This window comes from Rhodococcus ruber (assembly GCF_016804345.1).
Lineage (GTDB): Bacteria > Actinomycetota > Actinomycetes > Mycobacteriales > Mycobacteriaceae > Rhodococcus > Rhodococcus ruber.
The window spans coordinates 3,866,167-3,889,449 of sequence record NZ_CP044211.1; the positions used below are offsets into that span (position 1 = coordinate 3,866,167).

The 23,283-nt window shown below is 72.2% G+C and carries 21 protein-coding genes; 7 read left to right on the forward strand and 14 right to left on the reverse strand.

Annotated elements, in window-relative coordinates:
- Positions 1–226: 226 nt before the first annotated feature.
- Positions 227–1,963, forward strand: a complete 1,737-nt coding sequence (locus F1734_RS17870; RefSeq protein ID WP_010594707.1) for an NTP transferase domain-containing protein — start codon at positions 227–229, stop codon at positions 1,961–1,963.
- Positions 1,964–1,973: 10 nt separating this feature from the next.
- Here the strand turns inward: F1734_RS17870 and F1734_RS17875 are convergent, their stop codons facing one another.
- The 7 genes from F1734_RS17875 to F1734_RS17905 form a co-directional block, all read right to left on the reverse strand.
- Positions 1,974–3,563: an FUSC family protein gene (locus F1734_RS17875; RefSeq protein WP_119700318.1), complete on the reverse strand. Its 1,590-nt coding sequence runs from the start codon at positions 3,561–3,563 to the stop codon at positions 1,974–1,976.
- 65 nt (positions 3,564–3,628) lie between these two features.
- Entirely contained in the window at positions 3,629–4,333 is a 705-nt protein-coding gene (locus F1734_RS17880; protein WP_010594709.1) for a sirohydrochlorin chelatase, read from the reverse strand.
- A 45-nt stretch (positions 4,334–4,378) separates the two neighbouring features.
- Positions 4,379–5,590 (reverse strand): uroporphyrinogen-III synthase, encoded by a 1,212-nt coding sequence (locus tag F1734_RS17885; protein ID WP_010594710.1) that lies wholly within the window; start codon positions 5,588–5,590, stop codon positions 4,379–4,381.
- A complete protein-coding gene (nirD, locus tag F1734_RS17890; protein WP_010594711.1) occupies positions 5,587–6,009 on the reverse strand; it encodes a nitrite reductase small subunit NirD in 423 nt (140 codons plus the stop codon). The genes F1734_RS17885 and nirD overlap by 4 nt, the downstream gene beginning before the upstream one ends.
- Before the next feature lie 56 nt (positions 6,010–6,065).
- A complete protein-coding gene (nirB, locus tag F1734_RS17895; protein WP_010594712.1) occupies positions 6,066–8,579 on the reverse strand; it encodes a nitrite reductase large subunit NirB in 2,514 nt (837 codons plus the stop codon).
- A 44-nt stretch (positions 8,580–8,623) separates the two neighbouring features.
- On the reverse strand, positions 8,624–10,087 hold the full coding sequence (locus tag F1734_RS17900) for an MFS transporter (protein WP_010594713.1): 1,464 nt from the start codon (positions 10,085–10,087) through the stop codon (positions 8,624–8,626).
- Between the two features lie 96 nt (positions 10,088–10,183).
- Positions 10,184–11,479 (reverse strand): MFS transporter, encoded by a 1,296-nt coding sequence (locus tag F1734_RS17905; RefSeq protein ID WP_010594714.1) that lies wholly within the window; start codon positions 11,477–11,479, stop codon positions 10,184–10,186.
- A 55-nt stretch (positions 11,480–11,534) separates the two neighbouring features.
- Here F1734_RS17905 and F1734_RS17910 point away from each other — a divergent pair, with 55 nt between their 5' ends.
- On the forward strand, positions 11,535–12,200 hold the full coding sequence (locus F1734_RS17910; protein WP_010594715.1) for a FadR/GntR family transcriptional regulator: 666 nt from the start codon (positions 11,535–11,537) through the stop codon (positions 12,198–12,200).
- 12 nt (positions 12,201–12,212) lie between these two features.
- On the opposite strand, the gene F1734_RS17915 is transcribed toward F1734_RS17910, so the two are convergent.
- The 3 genes from F1734_RS17915 to F1734_RS17925 form a co-directional block, all read right to left on the reverse strand.
- A complete protein-coding gene (locus tag F1734_RS17915) occupies positions 12,213–13,067 on the reverse strand; it encodes a TIGR02569 family protein (RefSeq protein WP_010594716.1) in 855 nt (284 codons plus the stop codon).
- Positions 13,068–13,160: 93 nt separating this feature from the next.
- A complete protein-coding gene (gene moeZ / locus F1734_RS17920; RefSeq protein WP_372446878.1) occupies positions 13,161–14,363 on the reverse strand; it encodes an adenylyltransferase/sulfurtransferase MoeZ in 1,203 nt (400 codons plus the stop codon).
- A gap of 49 nt (positions 14,364–14,412) precedes the next feature.
- Positions 14,413–15,411 carry a DUF3152 domain-containing protein gene (locus F1734_RS17925; RefSeq protein WP_372446902.1) on the reverse strand — a complete coding sequence of 333 codons (999 nt, stop codon included), beginning with the start codon at positions 15,409–15,411 and terminating at the stop codon, positions 14,413–14,415.
- A gap of 274 nt (positions 15,412–15,685) precedes the next feature.
- Here F1734_RS17925 and F1734_RS17930 point away from each other — a divergent pair, with 274 nt between their 5' ends.
- Positions 15,686–16,363, forward strand: a complete 678-nt coding sequence (locus F1734_RS17930) for an HTH-type transcriptional activator FasR (protein WP_017679558.1) — start codon at positions 15,686–15,688, stop codon at positions 16,361–16,363.
- Positions 16,364–16,447: 84 nt separating this feature from the next.
- Here F1734_RS17930 and F1734_RS17935 read toward each other — a convergent pair whose 3' ends face one another.
- On the reverse strand, positions 16,448–16,678 hold the full coding sequence (locus tag F1734_RS17935; RefSeq protein WP_003939138.1) for a DUF3107 domain-containing protein: 231 nt from the start codon (positions 16,676–16,678) through the stop codon (positions 16,448–16,450).
- 46 nt (positions 16,679–16,724) lie between these two features.
- Positions 16,725–17,423, reverse strand: a complete 699-nt coding sequence (locus F1734_RS17940; RefSeq protein ID WP_026137492.1) for a ferritin-like fold-containing protein — start codon at positions 17,421–17,423, stop codon at positions 16,725–16,727.
- Between the two features lie 212 nt (positions 17,424–17,635).
- Between F1734_RS17940 and F1734_RS17945 the strand changes: the two genes are divergently transcribed.
- Complete coding sequence (locus F1734_RS17945) at positions 17,636–19,252, forward strand: DEAD/DEAH box helicase (protein WP_017679560.1); 1,617 nt, start codon at positions 17,636–17,638, stop codon at positions 19,250–19,252.
- A gap of 9 nt (positions 19,253–19,261) precedes the next feature.
- Positions 19,262–20,479: an Rv3212 family protein gene (locus F1734_RS17950; protein WP_017679561.1), complete on the forward strand. Its 1,218-nt coding sequence runs from the start codon at positions 19,262–19,264 to the stop codon at positions 20,477–20,479.
- An 18-nt stretch (positions 20,480–20,497) separates the two neighbouring features.
- Here F1734_RS17950 and F1734_RS17955 read toward each other — a convergent pair whose 3' ends face one another.
- Positions 20,498–21,286: a ParA family protein gene (locus F1734_RS17955; RefSeq protein WP_010594723.1), complete on the reverse strand. Its 789-nt coding sequence runs from the start codon at positions 21,284–21,286 to the stop codon at positions 20,498–20,500.
- Between the two features lie 93 nt (positions 21,287–21,379).
- Here F1734_RS17955 and F1734_RS17960 point away from each other — a divergent pair, with 93 nt between their 5' ends.
- On the forward strand, positions 21,380–21,880 hold the full coding sequence (locus F1734_RS17960; protein ID WP_010594724.1) for a GNAT family N-acetyltransferase: 501 nt from the start codon (positions 21,380–21,382) through the stop codon (positions 21,878–21,880).
- Here the strand turns inward: F1734_RS17960 and F1734_RS17965 are convergent.
- The gene (locus tag F1734_RS17965) at positions 21,850–22,278 is read right to left on the reverse strand and encodes a hypothetical protein (RefSeq protein WP_010594725.1); all 429 of its coding nucleotides are present in this window, start codon (positions 22,276–22,278) and stop codon (positions 21,850–21,852) included. The genes F1734_RS17960 and F1734_RS17965 overlap by 31 nt on opposite strands.
- A gap of 47 nt (positions 22,279–22,325) precedes the next feature.
- Between F1734_RS17965 and F1734_RS17970 the strand changes: the two genes are divergently transcribed.
- On the forward strand, positions 22,326–23,276 hold the full coding sequence (locus F1734_RS17970) for a diacylglycerol/lipid kinase family protein (RefSeq protein WP_010594726.1): 951 nt from the start codon (positions 22,326–22,328) through the stop codon (positions 23,274–23,276).
- The last annotated feature ends 7 nt before the right edge of the window (positions 23,277–23,283 follow it).

The window sequence follows — 23,283 nt, forward strand, 5'->3', positions numbered from 1 at the left end:
CGAGGCCGTCCCGCAGCCGGCAGCACAGCGACACCCCCGCGGGCGGTGCGAACCGCGCCGCCCGGGCAGGCACCGCAGCAGGACCTCCCGCACGCGTGCACCGGCCGCCGCGCACCCCGCCGACGCGGGGGCCGGTGTGGGATCGGCGGGCCGCCGCGCAGTCGTCACACGCCGGACTGACCCGGCCCGGCACGCCGCGCCGGCCGGCGTCGGGCAGCATGACCTCATGAGTTCGCTGACCGACGTGGAGGCCGTCATCGTCGCGGGTGGGCGCGCGACCCGCATGGGCGGTGTCGACAAGCCCGCGCTCGTCGTCGGGGGACGGCGACTGCTCGACATCGCCTTGACCGCGGTGGGCGGGTGCCGGCGGATCGCCGTCGTCGGACCACGACGCGACGATCTCGACCCCGCGGTGATTCAGGTACAGGAAGAGCCCGCCGGGGCCGGGCCGGTTGCCGCGCTCGCCGCCGCGGGCGTCCACGAGCCGGTGGTGCTGACCCTCGCCGCGGACCTGCCGTTCCTCACCGCGGACACGGTCGCCGCACTCGTCGAGGCCCTGCGCGGAGCCCCGGGATCCGACGCGGCGTTCGCGGTCGACGACTCGGGGCGGATCCAGTTCCTGCTCGCCGCGTGGCGTGGTCCCGCGCTCGCCGGCCACCTCGCCGCGCTGGGGGCGGATCCGGCCAATCAACCGATGAAGGCCCTGCTGCCGGAGCGATACGTCACGGTCCCGGTGGCGGGGACCGCGGACTGCGACACACCGCAGGAGCTCGCGCAGGCCCGGGCCGCCCGTTCCGGGCTGATCGCGGCCGACCCCGAGGCCGCGCGCGCGGCGCTCCGGAAGTCGCTGCCGCGGTTGCCGGTCCGCACCCGCGCGCCGCACGAGGCGGAGGGCGCCACCCTCGCCGCACCGCTCGTCGCCGCCGAGGCGCTGCCGAGAGCCGCGGTGTCGGCGATGGACGGATACGCCGTCGCCGGCGACGGACCGTGGCTGCTGCGCGCCGAGGTCCACCGGGCCGGCGCGACCGAGCCGTTCACCCTGCAGAACGGACAGGCGGCGCGCATCGCCACCGGCGCCTACCTGCCGCCCGGCGCGACGACGGTCGTGCGCGACGAACACGTCGAGGTGACCGACGGCACCGTCACCCGGATACCCGATGCCCCGGTGCGCGACGACGCGCGCCGTCGCGGGGAGGACTGGGCGCCCGGCGTCGAACTCGCCGCGGCGGGCGTCGCCCTGGGCCCGGCGGTGATCTCCGCGGCGCTGAGCGGCGAGGTGACCGCCGTGCAGGTCCGCGGACCCGTGCGGGTCCACGTGGTCGTCACCGGCGACGAGATCCGCCGCGACGGGCCGCTGCGCGAGGGTCAGACCCGAGATTCGCTCGGTCCCGTCCTGCCGCGGTTCGTGCAGTGGTGCGGGGCCGCCGTCGCCGGGGAGGCGCACCTGCGCGACACCGGCGACGGGTTCGACCGGCTGTTCGGCGAGACCACCGGCGTCGACGCGATCGTCGTCGCCGGGGCGACCGGCGGCGGGGCCGCGGACCAGTTGCGCTCTGCGCTGGCGCGGGCCGGCGCGTCGATCGTCGTCGAACGGGTCCGGTGCAAGCCGGGCGGGTCCCAGGTGACAGCCGTGCTGCCGGACGGCCGAGTGGTGCTCGGCCTGCCGGGCAATCCGGTCGCGGCCGTCGCGACGCTGCTGGTGATGCTGCCCGCTGTCGTCGACGGTCTGACGGGCCGCCGGCCGCAGGCACCGTGGACCGCACCGCTGGCGAACGCCTCGCAGGTGAGCGGTGACGTCACCCGGCTGCTGCCGGCCCGACAGACCGGCAACGGATCGTGGGTGTGCGACAACGCGGTCCGCACCGCGCACCTGGCGGGACTGATCGGACGGCGCGCGATCGCGCTCGTGCCACCCGGCGCGGAGAACGGCGATCCGGTGGAGCTGGTGCCGCTGCCGCAGTGACCGGCACCGGTCAGCCCGGATGCGTGAGGACCCGGTATCCGGTCTCGTGGAGTCGCCGGTGCTCCGGCCACCGGTCGCGCGTCCAGGCGGGTTCGGAGTGGGCCGCGACGATCGCTGCGGTCGTCGCGGCGTGCAGATCGAACTCCAGGTCGCGGCACAGTTCCGGCAGCGCGGTCCGCTCCCCCGCCGCGCGCGCCTGCACGATGGTGGCGACCGTCTCGGCGACCCGCGCGTCGGCGAAGCGCAGCACGCGGCGATGCGCGGACGGCAACACGAACCACAGCACCGCGACGGCGGCGAGCACGCCGATCACCGTTTCGAGCAACCGGTCGCGAGCCACCACGGTGAAGTCGTGCGGCACCCCACCGCCCCCGAGCAGCAGCGCGAGCGGCGTGATGAACACCATCGCCACCCCGTAGTTGCGGACGAGGTATTCCTCGGTTCCGGCCAGCAGCACCGCCACCACCACGACGACCCCCACCGCCGTCGGCGCCGCCCACACGACCGCGGCCAGCACGCCGAGGCCCACGACGGTACCGGCGAACCGGTGCAGACCCCGGTAGCTGCCCAGCACCCGGTCGGGTCCCTGATGCAGCACCATCGCCGCCGTGATCACCGCCCAGTCCGGTCGTCCGACACCGCCCGCGAGTGCCAGTGCGCCCGCGACGGGACCGGCCACGGCAAGGCGCACGACGATGGTCCAGGATCGGCTGCCGGGCCGAGCTGCCCGGGCGAGCCGGTATCGCGCCGACGGGCGCGGCAGTGGCGGTTGCGGTCGCAGGTCGTCGGTCTCGGAGGCGGCCCCCTCGTCGGTGCCCGCGACGAGGGTCGCGAGCCGCAGGTGCGCCGCTCGGAGCGCCCCGGTCAGTGGATGGTCACCGTCGCCGATCCGCCCGTCGTGCAGGCACATCCATGCGGCGTGCAGTGCCCGGACCGCCTCGTGCCGCGGGCCGAGCGCCGCCGGGGCGCGCAGGCAGGTGTCGACGGCCGACACGGCCGCCGCCACCGCGACACGCTCGGGCGTGCGGGGCCGGACCACCACGCCGGACATCGACACGACAACCGCCGTGCCCGCACCCACCGCCGTCCACGACACGACCGCGCCGACCGGCACACCGGCACTCGGCAGCGCCGCGGCGATCTCCAGGGTCAGCAGCGGCAGGAACGCACCGGGGGCACCGAACCGCAACGCGTCGACCAGGAAGGCACCCACGGCGACGACGGCCGTCATGACCGCCACGAGCAGGAGCCACGTCCACGACGCCCCCGACTGCACGAGCACACCGACCCCGGCACCCACACCGGCCAGCACGACGAGTGCCGCCGCGACGAACAGCACCACCTTCCACCGCGCCCGGTAGGCGCGACCCTCGCCGTACACGACGGCGAACGCCCCGAGGGCGACGGTCGCGGCGACGGGTCCGTGACCGAACGCAAGACCGGCGAGGCCGGGCAGCGCCACCGCGACGGCGGCGCGCAGCGCGCCGGGCCAGCGCCGGCCTCGCCTGGGCACGCCGAGCAGGAGCGTCCGGGCCGGCCCCGGTGCCGGGAGCGGCGGGCACGCCGCGTCACTCCGGGACCCGGCTCCCGGCTCTACCATCGCTTCGGACACGGGGATCGACGATACGGGGCGCAGCTCTCATCGCCCGCGCCGTGTCGGCAAGCTCACCTGCGCAGCGGCTCCGCGGTGAGCAGCGCCGTGGCCGCGGACCGGTACCGGTCGGCCACCAGGCGCACGATCGAGTCGTGCACTCCGAGCGGTGCCGCCACGCCGTCGGCGCCCGCGTCGGCGAGACGCGCGTGGAACAGGCCGTCGGCGAGCAGGTACGACGCGACGAACACCCGGCCCGCACCCGCGGCGCGCAGTTCGGCGACGACGTCCGGCACGCGTGGAGATCCCGTGGCGACGTACCCGACGCGCACGGCGACGCGCGCGAGGGCCGACAACATGCCCGCGGCCCGGCGCACGTCGCCGACGGCGCGCGGGTCGGAGGAGCCCGCCGCGGCGAGCACCACCGCGTCCCCTGGTCGCCAGCCGGCCGCGGCGAGGCGCTGCAGCTGCACCCGGGCGAGCACGGGATCGGGTCCCAGCGCGCGGGTGACCGCCACGGCGCGATGCCCACTGTCGGTGACCTCCCGGGGTACGTCGGCGTGCACGTGGTAGCCGGAGGCGAGGAAGGCGGGCACCAGCACGGTGGGTCGCCCGGAGCGGCGCAGCACCTCCGACGGCGAAGGTCCGAGGACGTCGACGAAGGCGACGCGGGTCGTGCCCACCTCGTGGGAGACGGCGTCGGCGAGGGCCGCAATCGTCTCGACGCCGCGCGGATTGCGCGTGCCGTGGGCGACGAGCAGCAGAGCCGGGTCGGTCATGGTCACAACTCCTGGTCGGGAACGGGTCGGCCGGGGACGATGCCTCTAGTTGATCGGGTAGTCCTTGTCGGCGGCGCCGACGGGGTAGTCCTTGTCGGCGCCGCCGACGGGGTAGTCCTTGTCGGCGCCGCCGGTGGGGTCCACCGCGAGCCGGTAGCCGCGCTTGACGACGGTCTGCACGATCGCGGGGGCGCCGAGCGCGGACCGCAGCCGCGCCACCGCCGTTTCCACGGCATGGGTGTCGCCTCCGCCCCCGGGCAGCGCGGCGAGCAGTTCCTCACGGGAGACGACCCGGCCGGGGCGGGCGGCCAGGGTTCGCATCAACGCCATCGCGGCGGGCGCCAGGCAGCGGATCTCCCCGTCGACCACGACGCACCGGCCGCGGACGCTGAGCACGTGCCCGCCCGCCTCGATGCGGTGGGCGCGCCGCGGCAGCTCCTCGGCGAGGTGCCGGGCGAGGGATCCGAGCCGTGCCCGGCCCGGCGCCGAGACCGGCACCTCCAGCTCGACCAGGGGCGCGGCCGTCACGGGACCCACGCACACCGCGGTGACGCCGGTGCGCAGGGCGCGCAGCATCGCCTCGAGCATGCCGGTGGCCTTGGAACGCAGCAGCAGCGACGCGACGGCCGGGGCGCTGGTGAAGCTCACCGCGTCGATGCTGTGATCGGCGATCTGCTCGATGAGCCGGTCCATCGCGGTGGGATCGTCGGGCGGGGTCCACCGGTACACCGGGACCGCCACCACGTCGGCACCGGCGTCGCGCAGCACCTCGCACAGGTCCGCACCGGGCTCCCACTCGGTCCGGGCGCCGTGCAGCTGCACCGCGATCCGCACCCCCTCCACGCCCTCCGCCAGGAGGTGCTCGAGCACCTCGGCGGAGGACTCGGACGCCGGGGACCACTCCTCCCGCAGGTCGGCCGCGCGGATCGCGCCGGTGACCTTCGGCCCGCGGGCGAGGATGCGGCTGCCGCCCAGGGCCTCGCCGAGTTGCTCGGCGAGGCCCCAGCCGTCCGCGGCCCCCATCCAGCCGCGGAAGCCGATCGCCGTGGTGGCCACGGTGATGTCCGGCGGGGTGTCGAGGATGTCGCGCGTCACTCGCTCGAGCTCGGCGTCGTCCGCGAGCGGGATGATGCGGATGGCGGGTGCATGGACGATCTCCGCGCCGCGCCGGGTCAGCAGGGTGGCGAACTCGTCGGCGCGGCGCGCGGCGGTGATGCCGATCGTGAAGCCGTGCAGCGGCGCGGTGTCCTCGCTCACGAACGCTCGCCGTAACCGCGGTGCACGGGCACGAGACTGTGGATCTGGACGACTCCGGCCCACACCCGCACGTCGTACACGGGCAGGCGGACCGACGGGTCGTCGAGGCAGCGTCCGTCGTCCAGCGAGAAGACCTGCTTGAGCAGCGGGGACGCGACGGTCGGCTCCCCGCTGCGGTCGCCGACGATCCCGCGCGACAGCACCGCGGCCCGGCCGAACGGGTCGAAGTTGCCCACCGCCCGCAACGTGCCGTCGTCGAGCAGGAACAGCGCGGCCTGCTCCCCGCCGCGCAGCAGCACGGCGACGCCGCGACCGGGGATGAGGTGGCTGAGCGGGCAGGCCGACGTCCATTCCAGACGCCCGTCGTACACGGTGGCGCGCGACGCGCGTTCGGTGGTGTGCGTCTCGATGACGGTCATGAATGTCCTCCTTGGAACTACGGACGGAATTCTCCGGGGCCGGTGTTTCTCGGGGGTTAACCCGAGATTCCCTCGCGGTAAGAGGGCATTCCGACCAGTACCGGCACCTTCCGCTTGCCCGAGTCGTCGAACCGCACGGTCGGGTCGGCCACGTCGGGGGCGTTGACGAACGACACGAACCGGGACAGCTTCTCGGGATCCTCCAGGACGCCGGCCCACTCGTCCCGGTATCCGGCGACGTGCCTGGCCATCGCCGCCTCGAGCTCGCCGGCGATGCCGAGACTGTCCTCGCACACGACCGCCTTCAGGTGCTCGAGACCGCCGTCGAGGGCCTCGAGCCAGGGCGCGGTGCGCTGCAGCCGGTCGGCGGTGCGCACGTAGAACATCAGGAACCGGTCGATGTACTTCACGAGCGTCTCGTCGTCGAGACCGCCGGCGAGCAGCTGCGCATGCTTGGGCGACTGGCCGCCGTTACCGCACACGTACAGGTTCCAGCCGCTCTCGGTCGCGATCACCCCGACGTCCTTGCCGCGCGCCTCGGCGCACTCGCGTGCGCAGCCGGAGACACCGAACTTGAGCTTGTGCGGGGAGCGCAACCCGCGGTAGCGCAGCTCGAGGTCGACGGCCATGCCGACCGAGTCCTGCACGCCGTACCGGCACCAGGTCGATCCCACACAGCTCTTCACGGTGCGCAACGACTTGCCGTAGGCCTGGCCGGACTCCATGCCGGCGTCGACGAGTCGCTTCCAGATGAGCGGCAGCTGCTCGACCCGCGCGCCGAACAGGTCGATGCGCTGTCCTCCGGTCATCTTGACGTACAGCCCGAAGTCGCGGGCGACCTCGCCGATGACGATGAGCTGCTCGGGGGTGCACTCCCCGCCGGGCATCCGCGGCACCACCGAGTAGGTGCCGTTCTTCTGGATGTTGGCCAGGAAGTGGTCGTTGGTGTCCTGCAGCGCCGCCTGCTGCCGGCCCAGGATGTGATCCGAGTCGGTCGAGGCGAGGATCGAGGCGACGACGGGTTTGCAGATGTCGCAGCCGGTCCCCCGGCCGTACTTGGCGATCAGTGCCGAGAACGTGCGGGTGTCGGTGGCCTGCACGATCTGGAACAGCTCGGCCCGGGACTGATCGAAGTGCTCGCACAGCGCCTTCGACATGACCACGCCGGACGCCGCGAGGAGCTGCTTGACGGTGGGCAGGCACCCGCCGCACGTGGTGCCGGCGCCCGTGCACGCCTTGACCTGGGCGATGTCGCACGCGCCGTCGGCGATGGCGCCGCAGATCGCCCCCTTGGTGACCCCGTTGCACGAGCACACCTCGGCGTCATCGGGCAGCGACCCGGCGCCCGGCTTCTCCCCCGCCGGCGAGATCAGCGCCGCAGGGTCGCCGGGCAGCTCCCGGCCGACGAGCGGCCGCAGCGACCCGTACGCGGAGGCGTCGCCGACGAGGATGCCGCCGAGCAGTGTCTTCGCGTCGTCCGAGACGACCAGCTTGGCGTAGGTGCCCTTGGCCGCGTCCGACAGCACGACCTCGAGGGCGCCCGGGGTGGCGGCGTGCGCGTCGCCGAAGCTCGCGACGTCGACCCCGAGCAGCTTGAGTTTGGTCGACAGGTCGGCCCCCGGGAACTCGGCGCCGCCGCCGAGGAGCCGGTCGGCCACGACCTCTGCCGTGCTGTAGCCGGGCGCGACGAGTCCGTAGCAGGTGCCGTCGACGGCGGCACATTCGCCGACGGCGTAGATCGCGTCGTCGGTCGTGCTGCGGCAGCCGAGGTCGGTGCGGACGCCGCCGCGGGGGCCCAGCTCGAGCCCCGCGTCGCGGGCCAGCTCGTCGCGGGGGCGCACCCCGGCCGAGAACACGAGCAGCGCGGCGTCGATCACCGATCCGTCGGACAGTTCCACCCGCAACCCGTCGGGACCGTCGGTGATCCCGGCGGTGCCGACGCCCGTGTGCACCGTCAGGCCGAGGTCGGTGACGAGGCGGGCGAGGAGCGCGCCGCCGCCCTCGTCGACCTGCAGTGGCATGAGCCGCGGCGCGAACTCGACGACGTGCGGTGTCAGGCCGAGCATCCGCAGCGCGTTGGCTGCCTCCAGCCCGAGGAGTCCACCACCGACGACGACGCCGACCGCACCCGGCGCGGCCTGCTGCGCGCCGGCCCGGATGCCGTCGAGGTCGTCGAGGGTGCGGTAGACGAAGCACCCGGCCAGATCCTTGCCGGGAATCGGCGGGACGAAGGGGTACGAGCCGGTGGCCAGGACGAGCGCGTCGTACCCGATCACCTCGCCGGCGTCGGTGGTGACGGTGCGCCCGGCCCGGTCGATCGCCGCGGCCCGGGTGCCGATCCTCAGGTCGACCAGGTCGTCACCCTCGTACTCGTTGCCGGCGAGGGCAAGTTCTCTCGAATCCCAGGAACCGACGTACGAGGACAGTCCCACGCGGTCGTAGGCGGGCAGCGGCTCTTCGCACAGGATCGTCACCGACCAGAGGTCGTTCTCGTCACGGGTGCGCAGCGCCTCGACGAATCGGTGGCCCACCATGCCGTGCCCGACGACGACGACAGACTTGTGGCTCATACCGTTTCCTTCTTCCTTGGTGTGCGGGTGGGGCCGGGGCGCCCTCAGGCGCGGACGGCCACGGTGGTGACGTCGCGCTCGGCGGGCGTCTGCCCGGTGGGGGCGCTGGGGCGGCGCAGGAACACGGCCCAGGTGACGACGATGCAGACCAGGTAGAAGGCGAGGAACACCCAGAACGCCATGGTCGCCGACTTGGCTTCGCTGCTGTAGGAGGCGCGCAGCACCAGGTTGATCCCGACGCCGCCGAGACCGCCGATGGCGCCGGCGAAACCGATCAGGGCGCCGGACATGCTGCGCGCCCAGGCGGCCTTCCCGGCCCTGTCGAGCGAGTCGAGGCTCTGCGCCTTGGCTTCGAAGACGGACGGGATCATCTTGTAGACGGAGCCGTTGCCGATACCCGAGAGCAGGAACAGGGCGATGAACCCGAGGACGAAGGTCACCATGATTCCGCCGGTGGCGGCGCCGGCGGTGGCGTCGTCGAGGGTGCCGGCGGTGACGAGCAGTCCGGCCGCGAGGGCCATTGCCGCGAACGTGTACAGCGTGATCCGGCCGCCCCCGATGCGGTCGGCCAGCTTGCCGCCGAGCGGCCGGGCGATCGATCCGAGCAGCGGACCGACGAACGCGATCTGTGCGGCGTGCAGGGCCGCCTCGGCGGCGGTCGCGCCCCCGGCGAGGAAGTTGATCTGCAGTACCTGGCCGAACGCGAAGCTGAAACCGATGAAGGAGCCGAAGGTGCCGATGTAGAGGAAGCTCAGGATCCACGAGTCGCGGTAGCGCAGGGATTCCCCCATCGCTCGCAGGTCGGCGCGCTGATCACCGAGGTTGTCCATGAACAGGGCCGCGCCGAGCGCGGCGAAGGCACACAGCACCAGGTAGACGGCACACACGATCCACGGTTCGGTGTTGCCGACGGTGGCGATGACGAGCAGGCCGACGAGCTGCACCACCGGCACGCCGATGTTGCCGCCGCCCGCGTTCAGGCCCAGCGCCCAACCCTTGAGCCGTTGCGGGTAGAAGGCGTTGATGTTGGTCATCGACGACGCGAAGTTGCCGCCGCCGAGGCCGGCGATCGCGGCCACCACCAGGAAGGTGGTGTAGGAGAAGCCGGGGTTGAGCATGAGGTACAGGGTCGCGACGGTGGGGATCAGCAGCACCAGCGCGCTGAACACGGTCCAGTTGCGACCGCCGAACCGGGCTGTGGCGACCGTGTAGGGGATGCGCAGCAGCGAACCGACCAGGGTAGGCACGGCGACGAGGAAGAACTTGCCGGCGGCATCGATGCCGTAGACGTCGGTCGGCATGAACAGCACCATCACGGACCAGATGGACCAGACGGAGAAGCCGACGTGCTCGGCCAGGACGGACCAGATCAGGTTCCGCTTCGCGATCTCCTTGCCGCCGGCGTCCCATGCCGCCGTGTCCTCGGCGTCCCAGTGTTCGATGCGGTGCTTGCGGGCGAACTTCGCACGCAGGCCTTCGGTCGGTGATATTCCGGTCGTTGCGGCCACCCCATGCCCCTTCCTCGGGTCGGTATCGATGGACCCAAGGTAGGAAACGGGTGTTGCCGCGGTGCTGCCCTCGGTGACTGCCGCGTCAAGAGATGCTCACCTGCGGCAGGAGGTCTCCGTGAGGTCGTCGCCGCGGGGGTGCGCGGGGTGCGGATCGGCGCCGGAGCCGCCCCAGGTGTCCTCGACGTACCGCGGCCGGCAGGCCACCCGGCCGGCGATCAGGACCACGAACGCGGCGCCGCCGAGGAACACGAACGGTGCCGTCCAGCCACCGGTGATCTCGCGCAGCACCCCGACCAGGACCGGTCCGGCGCAGGCGACGGTGTACCCGAGGCCCTGGGTGAACCCGGACAGCGCCGCCGACGCCGCATGGGTGCGGGTGCGCAGGTTGATCAGGGTCAGTGCCATGGGGAAGGTGGTCGGCCCGACGCCGATCGCCAGCACCCACAGGGCGGTGGCCGTCAGCGGTGCGAGCAGCAGGCCGGTGAACCCCACGGCGTAGCTCGCCACGCACACGAGGACGAGCGGGAAGGGATCCCGCATGCGGGCGCACGCGGCGGGGGCGACGAACGAGGCCGCCAGGCCGACGAAGGAGAACAGCGCGGTCATCGCGCCCCCGAGTGCCTCGCTGCCCCCGGCGTCGAGCAGTACGGCGGGAATCCAGGTGAACATCGAGTAGGTGATCAGGGAGGTCATGCCGAACATGCCGGCCATGCCCCATGCGACGGGCGAGCGCCACACCCGGCCGGGTGCAGGGGCGGAAGGGGGCGCGTCGCGGGTGCCCGGCTTCGCACCCCGGGCCCGGTGGAGTACGCCGATCCACGGAATCGCCGCGGCGAACGCCCACGCCGCCCACAGACCGATCGACCAGCGCCACCCCGCGGCTTCCGCGACGGGGACCGCGGCCAGGGCGGGCAACACGGTGCCGATCTGGACGCCGACGATGTAGACGGTGCTCACGACGGCGAGCCGGTCGGAGAAGTACCGCTTGACCAGCGGCGGGATCACCACGTTGCCGACGCCCATTCCGGCGAGGGCGAGCGCCGAGAACGCGAGCAGTGTCCACGTCTCGTGAGTCAGCGCGCGGGCCGCCATGCCGACTCCGGCGGCCAGCATCGCGATCAGGGCCGTGGTCTCGAGCCCCGCTCGCCGTGCGATGACCGGGGTGAGGAGACCGAACGCCGCGAACATCGCGGTCGGCACCATCCCGAAGACACCCACCACGGCAGGCGCGAAGCCGAGTTCGGCGCGGATCTGTTCGGCAAGGGGACTGAACGAGGTCACGGCGAGGCGCAGCGTGAGGGCGGACATCACGATCGCGACGAAGACGAGGAGACGTCCCCGCAGCAGGGACGTGGATCCGGCATCGGTGACAACCACGGAGCGAATCATAGGATGACCCGATGTATATCGTCGAAGGCGTTTTCCGGATGCAGGAAGGAGCCCCATGCGCACCGTGCGACGCACCGGTCTCGTCGCCCAGGTCACCGAGCAGTTACGCGGCCACATCCGCACCGGCGCCTGGGCAGTGGGCACCCGCATCCCGACCGAACCCACCCTGGCCGAGCTGACCGGCACGGGCCGCAACACCGTGCGCGAGGCCGTCCAGGCACTCGTGCATTCGGGGCTGCTCGAGCGACGGCAGGGATCGGGCACCTACGTGGTCGCCACCTCGGAGGTGGGCAGCGCACTCGGCACCTACTTCGCCGACGCCCACGAACAGGACGTGCTCGAACTGCGGCAGGCGCTCGACGTCACCGCCGCGGCGCTCGCCGCGCAGCGCCGCACCCGGGCGGACGCAGAACACCTGACCGAACTGTTCGACGCGCGGATGCGCGCGTGGGCGGACCCGCGTTCGGCCGCCGCCCTCGCCGCCGACGTCGCCCTGCACCGCGCGATCGTCGCGGCCAGCCACAACGCCGTGTACCTCGAGTTCTACGACTCGCTGATACCCGTCATCGAGGAGACGATCCGCCGTCGCGTCGAAGAGACCGGCGCAGGCTTCCACGACGAGCACCGCGAACTGGTGCTCGCCGTCGTCGCAGGAGACCCGGGTCGCGCCGCGGCCGCCGCCCTCGCGATGTTCGGGGAGCTGCGCGGCAGTGACGCCTAGAGGAGGCGAGACCTAGAGGAGCAGACGCACCAGATCCGAGGTGTGTGCCAGCCCCGGGAACGCCTCCTCCGTCGAGCGCGGATGCAGGGCGTGCACGGCGAGCCGGAACATCACCGCGCGCAGCAGCATCTGCGGCCACTCCGGCAGGTCCTCCCAGCGGCCGATGAGCTCGTCGTCGGCGCCGCCCCACGACAGCGCATCGACGACGGCGACGCCGGCCGCCCACGACGCGGGTCGCCAGTAGGGGGTGATGTCGGTCAGGCCGGGTGCGGCGCTGCCGGCGAAGAGCACGGTGCCGAACAGGTCGCCGTGCACGAGCTGATCGGGCAGGTGGACCGGCTTGCGCAACGTCGCGAGCTGGTTGATCAGATCGATGCTCTTGCGTCCGTCGGGCGTGACGGTGTCGGGGGCGCCGGCGGCGCGGGCGGTGCGCAGCGGTACCGCCTCCCAGGCCGCGCGGTCGGCGGCGACGAACACGTCGACGTCCTCCCACGGCGCCACGGGCGGCTGCATGAGGAAGCGCGGTCGCTCGAGTTGGGCGGTGGCGGCGTGCAGCCGGAGCGACAGCGCCACCACCTCGTCGTGCCGTGGTTCGGAGGTGCCCACGATGTACGTGTCGGCGCGCCAGCCGGAGACGACGTAGCGGCCGTCGGTGGAGCGAACCGGCCGCGCCAGTCGGACCCCGTCGACGTCGAGGTTCTCGCGCACCTTCGCCGACCACGCTGCCCGGGCGTGGTCGGCGACCGGCGAGAGCACGACGTCGCCGCAGCGCCAGCCACCGTCCCAGTCCGCCCCGAGCGGGACCGGTTCGACGTCGCGTAGGCCGAAGGTCGAGCGCACGTGCTGCGGGGGTTCGAGGGGACTCACGGGGCACACCGTACAGTCGGCGCCGCCGCCTTCAGGGAAGGCACTCCGTTACCCGGGGACAGCATTCCCGCATCGTTATCTCACCGTGTTCCCTCAGTACACGGGCAGTGACGGGTCCACCTGCTGAGCCCACGCGAGCACGCCGCCCTGCAGGTGCGTGGCGTCCGAGAAACCGGCCTTCTTCAGCACGGCGAGCGCTTCGGCCGAGCGGATCCCGGTCTTGCAGTGCAGCACGATCGGCTTGTGCTGCGGCAGCTCCGCCAGCGCCTCTCCGGAGAGGATGCGGTCCTTCGGGATCAGCCGCGCCCCGTCGATGTGGACGATGTCCCACTCGACCGGCTCGCGCACGTCGATCAGTTCGATCTCCCGGTCCGACTCGAGCAGCCGGTGCAGTTCGGTCGGGGTGATCGTCGACTCGGCCACGGCCTCGGCGGCGTCGTCCGGCACGACACCGCAGAAGGACTCGTAGTCGACCAACTCCGTCACCGGCACCCGGCCCGGATCACGGCGCAACGTCACCGTCCGGTAACTCATCGCGAGAGCGTCGTAGATCATCAGCCGTCCGAGCAGCGACTCGCCGATGCCGGTGATCAGCTTGATCGCCTCGGTGGCCATGATCGACCCGACGGACGCACAGAGCACCCCGAGGACACCGCCCTCCGCACAGGACGGGACCATGCCCGGCGGAGGCGCCTCCGGGTACAGGTCCCGGTAGTTCAGTCCCCGCCCGCCCGGCGCGGCCTCCCAGAACACCGACACCTGTCCCTCGAACCGGAAGATCGACCCCCATACGTACGGCTTGCCGGCGAGGATCGCCGCATCGTTGACGAGGTAGCGGGTCGCGAAGTTGTCGGTGCCGTCGAGAATCACGTCGTACTGCTCGAACAGCTCGACGGCGTTGCTGCGGTCGAGCCGGACCGGGTGCAGGCGCACCGCCACGTTCTCGTTGATCCCCCGGATCGTGTCGCGGGCGCTCTCCCCCTTGGGCCGGCCCACGTCGGCGACCCCGTGGATCACCTGCCGCTGCAGGTTGGACGATTCGACGTCGTCGAACTCGACGATGCCGAGGGTGCCGACCCCGGCCGCGGCGAGGTAGAGCAGCACCGGGGAACCGAGGCCGCCGGCACCGATGCACAGCACCCGCGCGTTCTTCAGCCGTCGCTGCCCCGTCACCCCCACCCCGGGGATGATCAGGTGCCGGCTGTAACGGGCCACCTCCTCGCGGGTCAGGTCCGCGGCGGGTTCCACCAGAGGTGGCAGTGCACCGGATTCCACCAGGGATGGCAGTGACGTCACGACAGCTCCTCGGCCGGTTCGATCGGGCGGTTCCCCGATTGTCCCATCCTCATGCTCGCGGATACGGCCACGGATTGAACCTGCACGTCAGCCCGTCGCGGGGGACGACGCCCTCGGGGTCGAGCCCGGCGATGTCGTCGTTGGCCGTGCCGAACGACTGCTGCATCATGATCGGCGCCAAGCCTCCGTCGCTCCCGCACCCTTCGTGGGCGGCGAAGCCGATGGCGTGCCCGATCTCGTGGTTGATCAGGTACTGGCGGTAGGAGCCGATGTCCCCCTGGAACGCGACGGCGCCCCGCACCCAGCGGGGCTCGTTGAGCAGGACCCGGCCCACGCCGGGGTTGAAGCACGAGACCTCGAGTTCGATGTCGTACCCGCAGCCCTGCCGGATCGTCATCTGGGAGGTCAGCGACACCCGGAAGTCGGGCTCACCCTGATCGACGCGCCGGAATGCGAACGCCGGGTCCTGGATCCAGCTCTTCGGGTTGGCCAGGGTCTCGTCGACCATCCGCGCGAATGCGGCGTCGCCGCCGTAGCCGGTGGTGTCGACGCCGTCCTCGATCTCCACTGTGTAGGTGTAGACGCGGCCGGTGCCGACCTGATCGCCGGTCCCCGGCACGACCCGCCAGGTGCCGGTTCCGGCCGCCGTGAACGGCCCACCCTCCGGGAGCGCACCGGACGGCAGATCGGCGGGGAACGTGCCGTCGGCGACCGGCGCGGGCACACCCACCACGCCGCCGGATTCGGCTACCGCGTCCCCGGCCGCCGCGGGCTCGGGTCGATCGCCACCGGCGCGCAGGGCGTCCACCCCGACGATCACCGTGAGGATCGCGAGGACGGGAACGGCGTAGGCCCGCCATCCGTAGGTCGCGACGAAGCGCCCGAGCCGGCTCTGCCGGCGCACCCCGCGATCCGGGCGCGGCGGACGCGGGCGGGTGCTCTCCCCCGAAACGGGATCCCACTGGGCTCGCAGGGGCTGGTGGGAAGGGGCGCGTGTGCGGCGCCACTCGGACGGCCGGTCCTCGGGTGTCCGGTGCGGACTGCGCACCGGGCGGCGCGGTGTGTCCGCCACGTCGGCTCCTGCTCGCTCGGTCACGGCTGCCAGAATCTCACACGGTCGTCGCCGGACGTGCCGGGTCGCGAAGCGCGGCACGCGACCGCCCCCGCGCCGCTGTGGCGCCGCGCACAGTAGCCCCTCGGCTGGGATACTCGTGGGTAGGGGTGCGCCGCACCTCGAGGGCCCCCGGCCTGTAACGTGCAGAGACGATTGCACGTCGTAGTGGTAGGTATCACTTCGACGAATATCTCGGATTGGGAGCGACATGACCGAACTCGCAGCCCGGACATCGTCCGGCCGCGCCACCAGCTCGGGCAACGGCACCGGCACTCGACGCGGCGCCCGGATGCCGCGGGACGAGCGCCGGGTCCAGCTCCTCGCTGCAGCCAGCGAAGTCTTCGTCACCCGCGGGTACCACGCGGCCGGCATGGACGAGATCGCCGAGTGCGCCGGGGTCAGCAAGCCGGTGCTGTACCAGCACTTCCCCGGCAAGCTCGAACTGTACTGCGCGGTACTGCAGAGCTATGTCGACAGCCTGATCTCCGGTGTCCGCCAGGCCCTGCGGTCGACCACCGACAACAGGCAGCGCGTCCGCGCTGCGGTGCAGGCGTTCTTCGACTTCGTCGACAACGACTCGCAGGGTTTCCGGCTCGTGTTCGAGTCGGATCTGATGGGCGAGCCGCAGGTGGCGAACCGCGTGGAGCAGGCCACCGAGGCGTGCGTCGACGCGGTGTTCGACCTGGTGAGCCACGACTCCGGGCTCGACCCGTACCGGGCGCGCATCCTGGCGGTCGGCCTCGTCGGCACCAGCCAGTTCACGGCCCGCTACTGGCTCGAGGCCGCCCGGCCGATCCCGAAGGAAGACGCCGTCGACACCACAGTCGCGCTCGCCTGGGGTGGTCTGTCGCACGTGCCGCTGCAGCCGGAGCTGCGCCGGCGATGAGCGACGGCGCCGACCGAGGTCGCGCCCGCAACGACGGAAGGGCCGGGGCAGTCGCCCCGGCCCTTCCGTCGTGATGCCGTCGTTCTAGCTCGCCGCGAACCCGACCTTGCGGATGTCGGCGGGGCCGATCTCGACGTAGGTGACCCGCGATGCCTGCACGATGAGCTTGCGGCCCTTCTCGTCGACGAGCGTCAGGACGCCGTCCTTGTCGCCGGCCAGGGCTTGCGTCACGAGCGACTCGACCTCGTCGGGCGTCTGCTCGCTGACCACGGTGAGCTCGCGGGGACTGTCCGCAACACCGATCTTGACCTCCACGGTCGACCTCCGAACTCTCAGGGCTCTACAGCTGTCCCCGCCCAGATTAGTGCAGTCCCAGCACTGCCATCCGGTCGGCGTGCTCGAGCTGCATCCGGTCGAACAACGCCGCGATGTCGGCGAGATCACCGGTAGCGGCGATCACCAGATCGGTGAGATCCTCCCGCTGGGCCATCACGTACTGGGCCTGGGTGATGGCCTCGCCCAGCAGCCGCCGCCCCCACAGCATCAGCCGGTCCTTGTCGGCGGCGCTGTGCCGCACCGCCTCGCGGACCTCGTGCACCACGAATTCCGAGTGCCCGGTCTCGGCGAGCACCTCTCGTACGACCTCGGCCACCTCGGGGGCGAGGGTACCGGCGATCTCGCGGTAGAAGTCGGCGGCGATGCCGTCGCCGACATATGCCTTGACCAGCGACTCGTGCCAGTTCGACGGGTTCGTGGACGCGTGGTAGGCGTCGAGGGCACGCCGGTAGGGCTCCATCGCCGCGTAGATTTCGACACCGCGCGCGGTCAGGGCGGCGTGCAGCGTCTCGAAGTGGCTCATCTCCGCCGCCGCCATGCTTGCGAACGCCACCCGCCCCTGCAGGCTCGGCGACATCCGCGCATCGTCGGCAAGGCGATAGAAGGCCGAGATCTCACCGTAGGCGAGCACCGCGAACAGCTCGGCGACGCCGGGATGGTCGGCCGGCACGCGCACCGGGGCGGCGGATGGACGGGACGGTGACGGTGACGTTTCGGCTCCCATGACGACACAGCGTAGTACCCGGCCGGCGACCGCGCGGCTCACGGCACTCGCACCCGGTACAATGGTTCCGGAAGGCCGCGCCTCGAGGCGCCGACCACCGGCCCCGCGGACTTCACCGATGATGTGCGCGCACCCGATCGCAGATCGCTGCCGCGCCTCGCAGAGCCCTACCGGCCGCTGAGGCGCAGGCCCGGTCGCCTCTCCACTCGTGCGTGCGTGCCGAGACCAGGAAGGCCAGACCCCTGAGCAAGATCACTGTCGACCACGAAGACGACGCCACCGAAACCACGGTGTCGGCCCAACTCGACGCCACCCACACCCCGCCCACGTTCGCCGAACTGGGCGTGCGGGACGAGATCGTCCGCGCTCTCGCCGAGATCGGCATCGAGCGCACCTTCGCCATCCAGGAGCTGACGCTCCCCCTCGCCCTCGCCGGCGACGACCTGATCGGACAGGCACGCACCGGCATGGGCAAGACCTTCGGGTTCGGTGTCCCGCTGCTGCACCGCCTCACCACCGCCGAGTCCGGCACCACCGCCCTCGACGGCACGCCCCGCGCGCTGGTGATCGTGCCGACGCGCGAGCTGTGCCTGCAGGTCACCCAGGACCTCGAGAACGCCGCCAAGTACCTCCCCGGCTCCACCGGTGCCCTGAAGATCCTGTCCGTCTACGGCGGACGTCCGTACGAAACGCAGGTCGACGTGCTGAAGAAGGGCGTCGACGTCGTCGTCGGCACCCCGGGCCGGCTGCTCGACCTCGCCAACCAGGGTCACCTGATCCTCGGCAAGATCGGCGTGCTGGTGATGGACGAAGCGGACGAGATGCTCGACCTCGGCTTCCTCCCCGACATCGAGCGCATCCTCGGCATGGTGCCCGACCGTCGCCAGACGATGCTGTTCTCGGCCACGATGCCCGGGCCGATCATCACGCTCGCCCGCACGTTCCTCACCCGCCCGACACACATCCGCGCCGAGGAACCGGAGTCCTCCGCGGTGCACGAGCGCACCAACCAGCTCGTCTACCGCGCGCACGCGCTCGACAAGGCGGAACTGGTGGCGCGCGTGCTGCAGGCCGAGGGTCGTGGCGCCACCATGATCTTCACCCGTACCAAGCGCACCGCGCAGAAGGTCGCCGACGAGCTCGCCGAGCGCGGCTTCGCCGTCGGGGCCGTGCACGGTGACCTGGGGCAGATCGCTCGTGAGAAGGCGCTGGACAAGTTCCGCAAGGGCAAGATCGACGTGCTGGTCGCCACGGACGTGGCCGCGCGCGGCATCGACATCGACGACGTCACCCATGTCGTGAACTACCAGTGCCCCGAGGACGAGAAGACCTACGTCCACCGCATCGGCCGCACCGGCCGGGCGGGGCGCACCGGTATCGCCGTCACCCTCGTCGACTGGGACGACATTCCGCGCTGGCAGCTCATCGACAAGGCCCTCGATCTGGGCATGCCCGATCCGGTCGAGACCTACTCGAGCTCGCCGCACCTGTTCGAGGAGCTGGGCATCCCCGACGGCACGACCGGAACCGTCCGCAAGACGCCGACCGAGCGGCCCGCCCGCGAGGAGGGCTCCGAGGATGCGGCACGACCCAAGCGCACCCGGGTCCGCCGGCGCACGCGCGGCGGCCGGCCGGAGACCGGCGGCGCCGAGCACTCCGGCACCGGTCCCGAGACGGCGGGCGCGAGTTCCGCCTCGGGGCAGAGCGAGGAGTCCGGGAGCGGAACAGCGCCCGCACGGCGGCGCCGTCGGCGGCGCCGCGGCGGTTCCGCCGCGACCGGCGACACCGTCGCGAACAGCGAAACGGTCACGGCTTCGGCTGCCCAGTAGCCGCTCGCGATGATCGCACCGGAGCGCAGAACCCGGGCGGATCTGATCGCAGCACTCGTGCTCGCCGTCGCGGTCGTCGCGGCGGCGAGCGTCGTCTGGTTGCGCTCGGATGCGCGTGGCACCGTGTCCGTCACGACCGACGCGGCACCGGAGCCGCCACCGTCCGCGACCGTCGTGCCGTCGACCCTGACGGAGGCGTGGCGCGCCCCCAGCGGCGCGACGTCCCGTCCGATCGCGGTCGGCGCCGTCGTGGTCACCGGGGACGGCGGCACCGTCACCGGCCGCGCCCTCGACTCGGGCGCCGAACTGTGGCGCTACGACCGCGACATACCGCTGTGCGGCGTGGTCGAGGACTGGCGCACCGCCGTCGCGGTCTACCGCGACCGGCGGGGATGCAGCCAGGTCACCCAGCTCGTTCCCGACTCGGGAATGCGCGGCGCGCAACGTTCGAGCGACGCCGACGACGCGGTGACCCTCACCGCTGCCGACACCCACGTGATCTCCCGGGGCGACACTCGTCTCGAACTGTGGCGGTCCGATCTCGTGCGGACACTCGAGTACGGACGCGTGGACGCGCCCGTCGTGCCGGGGGCCCAGCCCCGCAGCGGATGCACGCTGAACTCGGCCGCGGCGAGCAACAGCCGGCTTGCGGTGGTCGAACGCTGCCCCGGTGAGGAAGCCGACCGCCTGACGCTGCTCGAGACGACCCCCGAGGCCGATTCGCAGCCGGCGGAGATCGCCTCGTCGGTGCTACCGGAACTGGGACCGGACGACGGCGGTACGCGGGTCGTCGCGGTGACCGGCGAGCGCACGGTGCTGTATCTGCCGCCCACCGCGTCCTCCGGGCCCGTGCTCGCCGTGTACGACGCCGCGGGCACGGTCACCGCGCGGCACCCGCTGTCGGCCGCGGCGACACCGGAGGCGGTGTTCCCCGCGACGGCCCAGGGTTCGATCCTCACGTGGTGGTCGGGCACGCAGACCGTCGCCCTCGGCGGCGACGACCTGGTGCCGCAGTGGACGGTGCCGGGAACGACGGGCACCGGCAGTGCCATGGCCGGAGCGCTGCTGCTTCCGGTGCGCGACGCCCTCGCCGTGGTCGATCCGGCCACCGGGACGGAACGGCAGCGCATTCCGGTCGCGCGCGACGGGACCGGTGTCGTGAACGTCGCGGTCGCCGGGAGTGCGGTGCTCGAGCAGCGGGGGCCGCAGGTCGTGGTGCTGCGGTGAGCCCGGCCGGGCCACCGGTCACGACGTGAAGGTGACCAGCTCCTTGCCGTCGCGCCAATGGGCGAGCAGGTTCTCGGCCAGCACGCGGTAGGCCTCGGCGCCCTTGTTCTTCCGGCCGGCCAGCACCGAGGCTCCGGACGCCGACGCCTCCGCGAAGCGGACGGTGCGCGGGATCGGCGGCGCGAGCACCGGCATGTCGTACCGGTCGGCGACGTCGGCGAGCACGTCACGGCTGTGCGTCGTGCGGGCGTCGTAGAGGGTCGGCAGCGCACCGAGCAGCTCGAGGTCGGGGTTGGTGATCTGTTTGACCTCGGCGACGGTGCGCAGCAGCTGCCCGACGCCGCGGTGCGCGAGGGTCTCGCACTGCAGGGGCACGAGCACGGACTGCGCCGCGGTCAGGCCGTTGAGCGTGAGCACGCCCAGCGACGGCGGGCAGTCGATCACGACGACGTCGAAGCTGTCGAGCAGGGGCGCCAGCGCCCGGCGAAGGGTGAACTCGCGCCCCGGCCGCATCAGCAGCAGCGCCTCGGCGCCGGCGAGGTCGATCGTCGCGGGCAGCAACGTGAACCCCTCGTCGGTATCGAGCAGGACCTCCTTGGCCTCCGCCGCCCCCACCAGCACGTCGTGCACCGACCGTTCGAGCCGGTCGGGGTTGTGCCCGAGCGAGAACGTCAGGCAGCCCTGCGGGTCCAGGTCGACGACGAGCACCCGCTGCCCCAGCCCGGCCAGGGCGGCCGCCAGAGACGCGACGGTGGTCGTCTTCGCGACGCCACCCTTCTGATTTGCCACCGCAAGTACCGTTGTCACGGGTCGATCCTCGCTGAAAACTCGCCCGAACGCGAGAATCGACCGCGATATCCGCCCTCCGGCGGGTCGCCGAACCTCACGAAAGGCCCGATCGTGATCCGCCGCGCCCGTCCCGCCGACGTCGACGCTCTCACCGCCCTCGTCTACGAACTGGCCGAGTACGAGAAGGCTCGCCACGAGTGCACCGTCGTGCCCGAGCAGCTGCACACGGCGTTGTTCGGGGCCGATGCCGCCGCGTTCGCCCACGTGGCCGAGGACGCGCACGGAACGGTGGTGGGCATGGCGTTGTGGTTCCGCAACTTCTCCACCTGGGACGGGGTGCACGGCATCTATCTCGAGGACCTGTACGTCCGGCCCGAGCACCGGGGGCAGGGACACGGCCGCGCCCTGCTCGCGGCGCTGGCCCGCGAGTGCGTCGACCGCGGCTACAGCCGCCTGAGCTGGTCGGTGCTGGACTGGAACACGCCGTCGATCGGGTTCTACCGTTCGCTCGGCGCGGTCCCGCAGGACGAGTGGACCACCTTCCGTCTCAGCGGGCAGGCGCTCACCGCGCTCGGCGGGGGTCAGGCCGCGTCGTCGGCATCCGGCGCGTAGTCCTGGGCCAGCCAGCGCGTCGTCGGCGGGCTGAACAGCAGCACCAGCGCCGGCACCACGATCAGGGTCAACAGGATGCCGAGCACGACCTGGTGGGAATCGGTCAGCAGCGACCAGGCCACCGGCAGCAACAGCAGCTGCGCGACGATCGCCACGGCCCGTCCCCAGCGCTGTCCGCGTAACAGCGCGATCCCGGCCGCGAGCACGCCACCGAACAGGATTCCCAGCCACAGCGCGAGGCCGTAGCCGTTTCCGACCGTCTGGTCGTGCCCGCCCGTCAGCGCCCGGACCACGGACACCACAGCGAAACCGATCGCGATCACGCCTTCGAGGACGACGAGACCACCCGCCGCTCGAACGGTGGACGGGACGGTGCTGCGTGGCGACTCGGTGGACACCCGGCCAGCGTAGTGGACCCGTGCGAGACCACTTAGGCTGATGCTCCGTGCGCGCACTGCTGATCGTGAACCCCAACGCGACGACCACCACTCCGGCCGGTCGCGACCGGTTGGCCCGCGCGCTCGCCGATCGGGTCTCCCTCACCGTCGCCCACACCACCCATCGGGGGCACGCCGCCGAACTGGCCCGCTCGGCGCACGCCGACGGAATGGACGTCGTCGTCGCGCACGGCGGCGACGGCACCGTCAACGAGATCGTCAACGGCCTGCTCGGTACCCCGTCCGAGCGGGTTGCCGACCCCACGCTCCCGCTGCTCGCGGTCGTCCCCGGCGGGTCGGCCAACGTCTTCGCCCGTTCGCTGGGTGTGGACGCCGATCCGGTGAAGGCGACCGCGCAACTGCTCGATCTGCTGGCCCGGCGCACGACCCGCCGGATCGGTCTCGGCCACTGCGACGGCCGGTGGTTCGTCTTCAATGCGGGGCTCGGACTCGACGCACAGGTGTGCGAGGCCGTCGACCTGAGCCGGCTGGGCGGGCGGAAGGTCACGACCGCCCGATACGTCGTGCATTCGATCACGCAGTTCTTCAAGTCCAAGGGTGCCGAGCCCGCGCTGACGCTGACGCTGCCCGGACGGCCGCCGATCCCGGGCGTGTACTACGCGTTCGTCTCCAATTCGAGCCCGTGGACCTATCTGGACAAGCGCCCGGTGCACACCAATCCGGGCACCTCGTTCGACACCGGGCTCGGTGTCTTCGCGATGACGACGACGGCGGTGTTCGCAAGCTTGCGGGTGGTCCGCCAGTTGCTCGCGCGCCACGGGAATCCGAACTCCCGCCGCTTGGTGCGGGTCGACGACGTCGCACGGGTGCGAGCGGAATCGAGCCGGCCGATCGGCCTGCAGGTGGACGGGGACTACCTCGGTCTTCGCACCGAGGTGGAGTTCGTGTCGGTTCCGGCCGTGCTCGAGGTCGTGGCACCCACCCCGTCCGTGGAGTGACCCGGGT

Bases quoted from the DNA above. Each gene is read 5' to 3' on its own strand.
- F1734_RS17875 (WP_119700318.1), bottom strand. From the start codon at position 3,563: ATGGTAGAGCCGGGAGCCGGGTCCCGGAGTGACGCGGCGTGCCCGCCG.
- nirD (WP_010594711.1), bottom strand. From the start codon at position 6,009: ATGACCGTCATCGAGACGCACACCACCGAACGCGCGTCGCGCGCCACC.
- nirB (WP_010594712.1), bottom strand. From the start codon at position 8,579: ATGAGCCACAAGTCTGTCGTCGTCGTCGGGCACGGCATGGTGGGCCAC.
- F1734_RS17880 (WP_010594709.1), bottom strand. From the start codon at position 4,333: ATGACCGACCCGGCTCTGCTGCTCGTCGCCCACGGCACGCGCAATCCG.
- F1734_RS17930 (WP_017679558.1), top strand. From the start codon at position 15,686: ATGACCGAACTCGCAGCCCGGACATCGTCCGGCCGCGCCACCAGCTCG.
- F1734_RS17910 (WP_010594715.1), top strand. From the start codon at position 11,535: ATGCGCACCGTGCGACGCACCGGTCTCGTCGCCCAGGTCACCGAGCAG.
- F1734_RS17950 (WP_017679561.1), top strand. From the start codon at position 19,262: ATGATCGCACCGGAGCGCAGAACCCGGGCGGATCTGATCGCAGCACTC.
- F1734_RS17940 (WP_026137492.1), bottom strand. From the start codon at position 17,423: ATGGGAGCCGAAACGTCACCGTCACCGTCCCGTCCATCCGCCGCCCCG.
- F1734_RS17905 (WP_010594714.1), bottom strand. From the start codon at position 11,479: ATGATTCGCTCCGTGGTTGTCACCGATGCCGGATCCACGTCCCTGCTG.
- F1734_RS17870 (WP_010594707.1), top strand. From the start codon at position 227: ATGAGTTCGCTGACCGACGTGGAGGCCGTCATCGTCGCGGGTGGGCGC.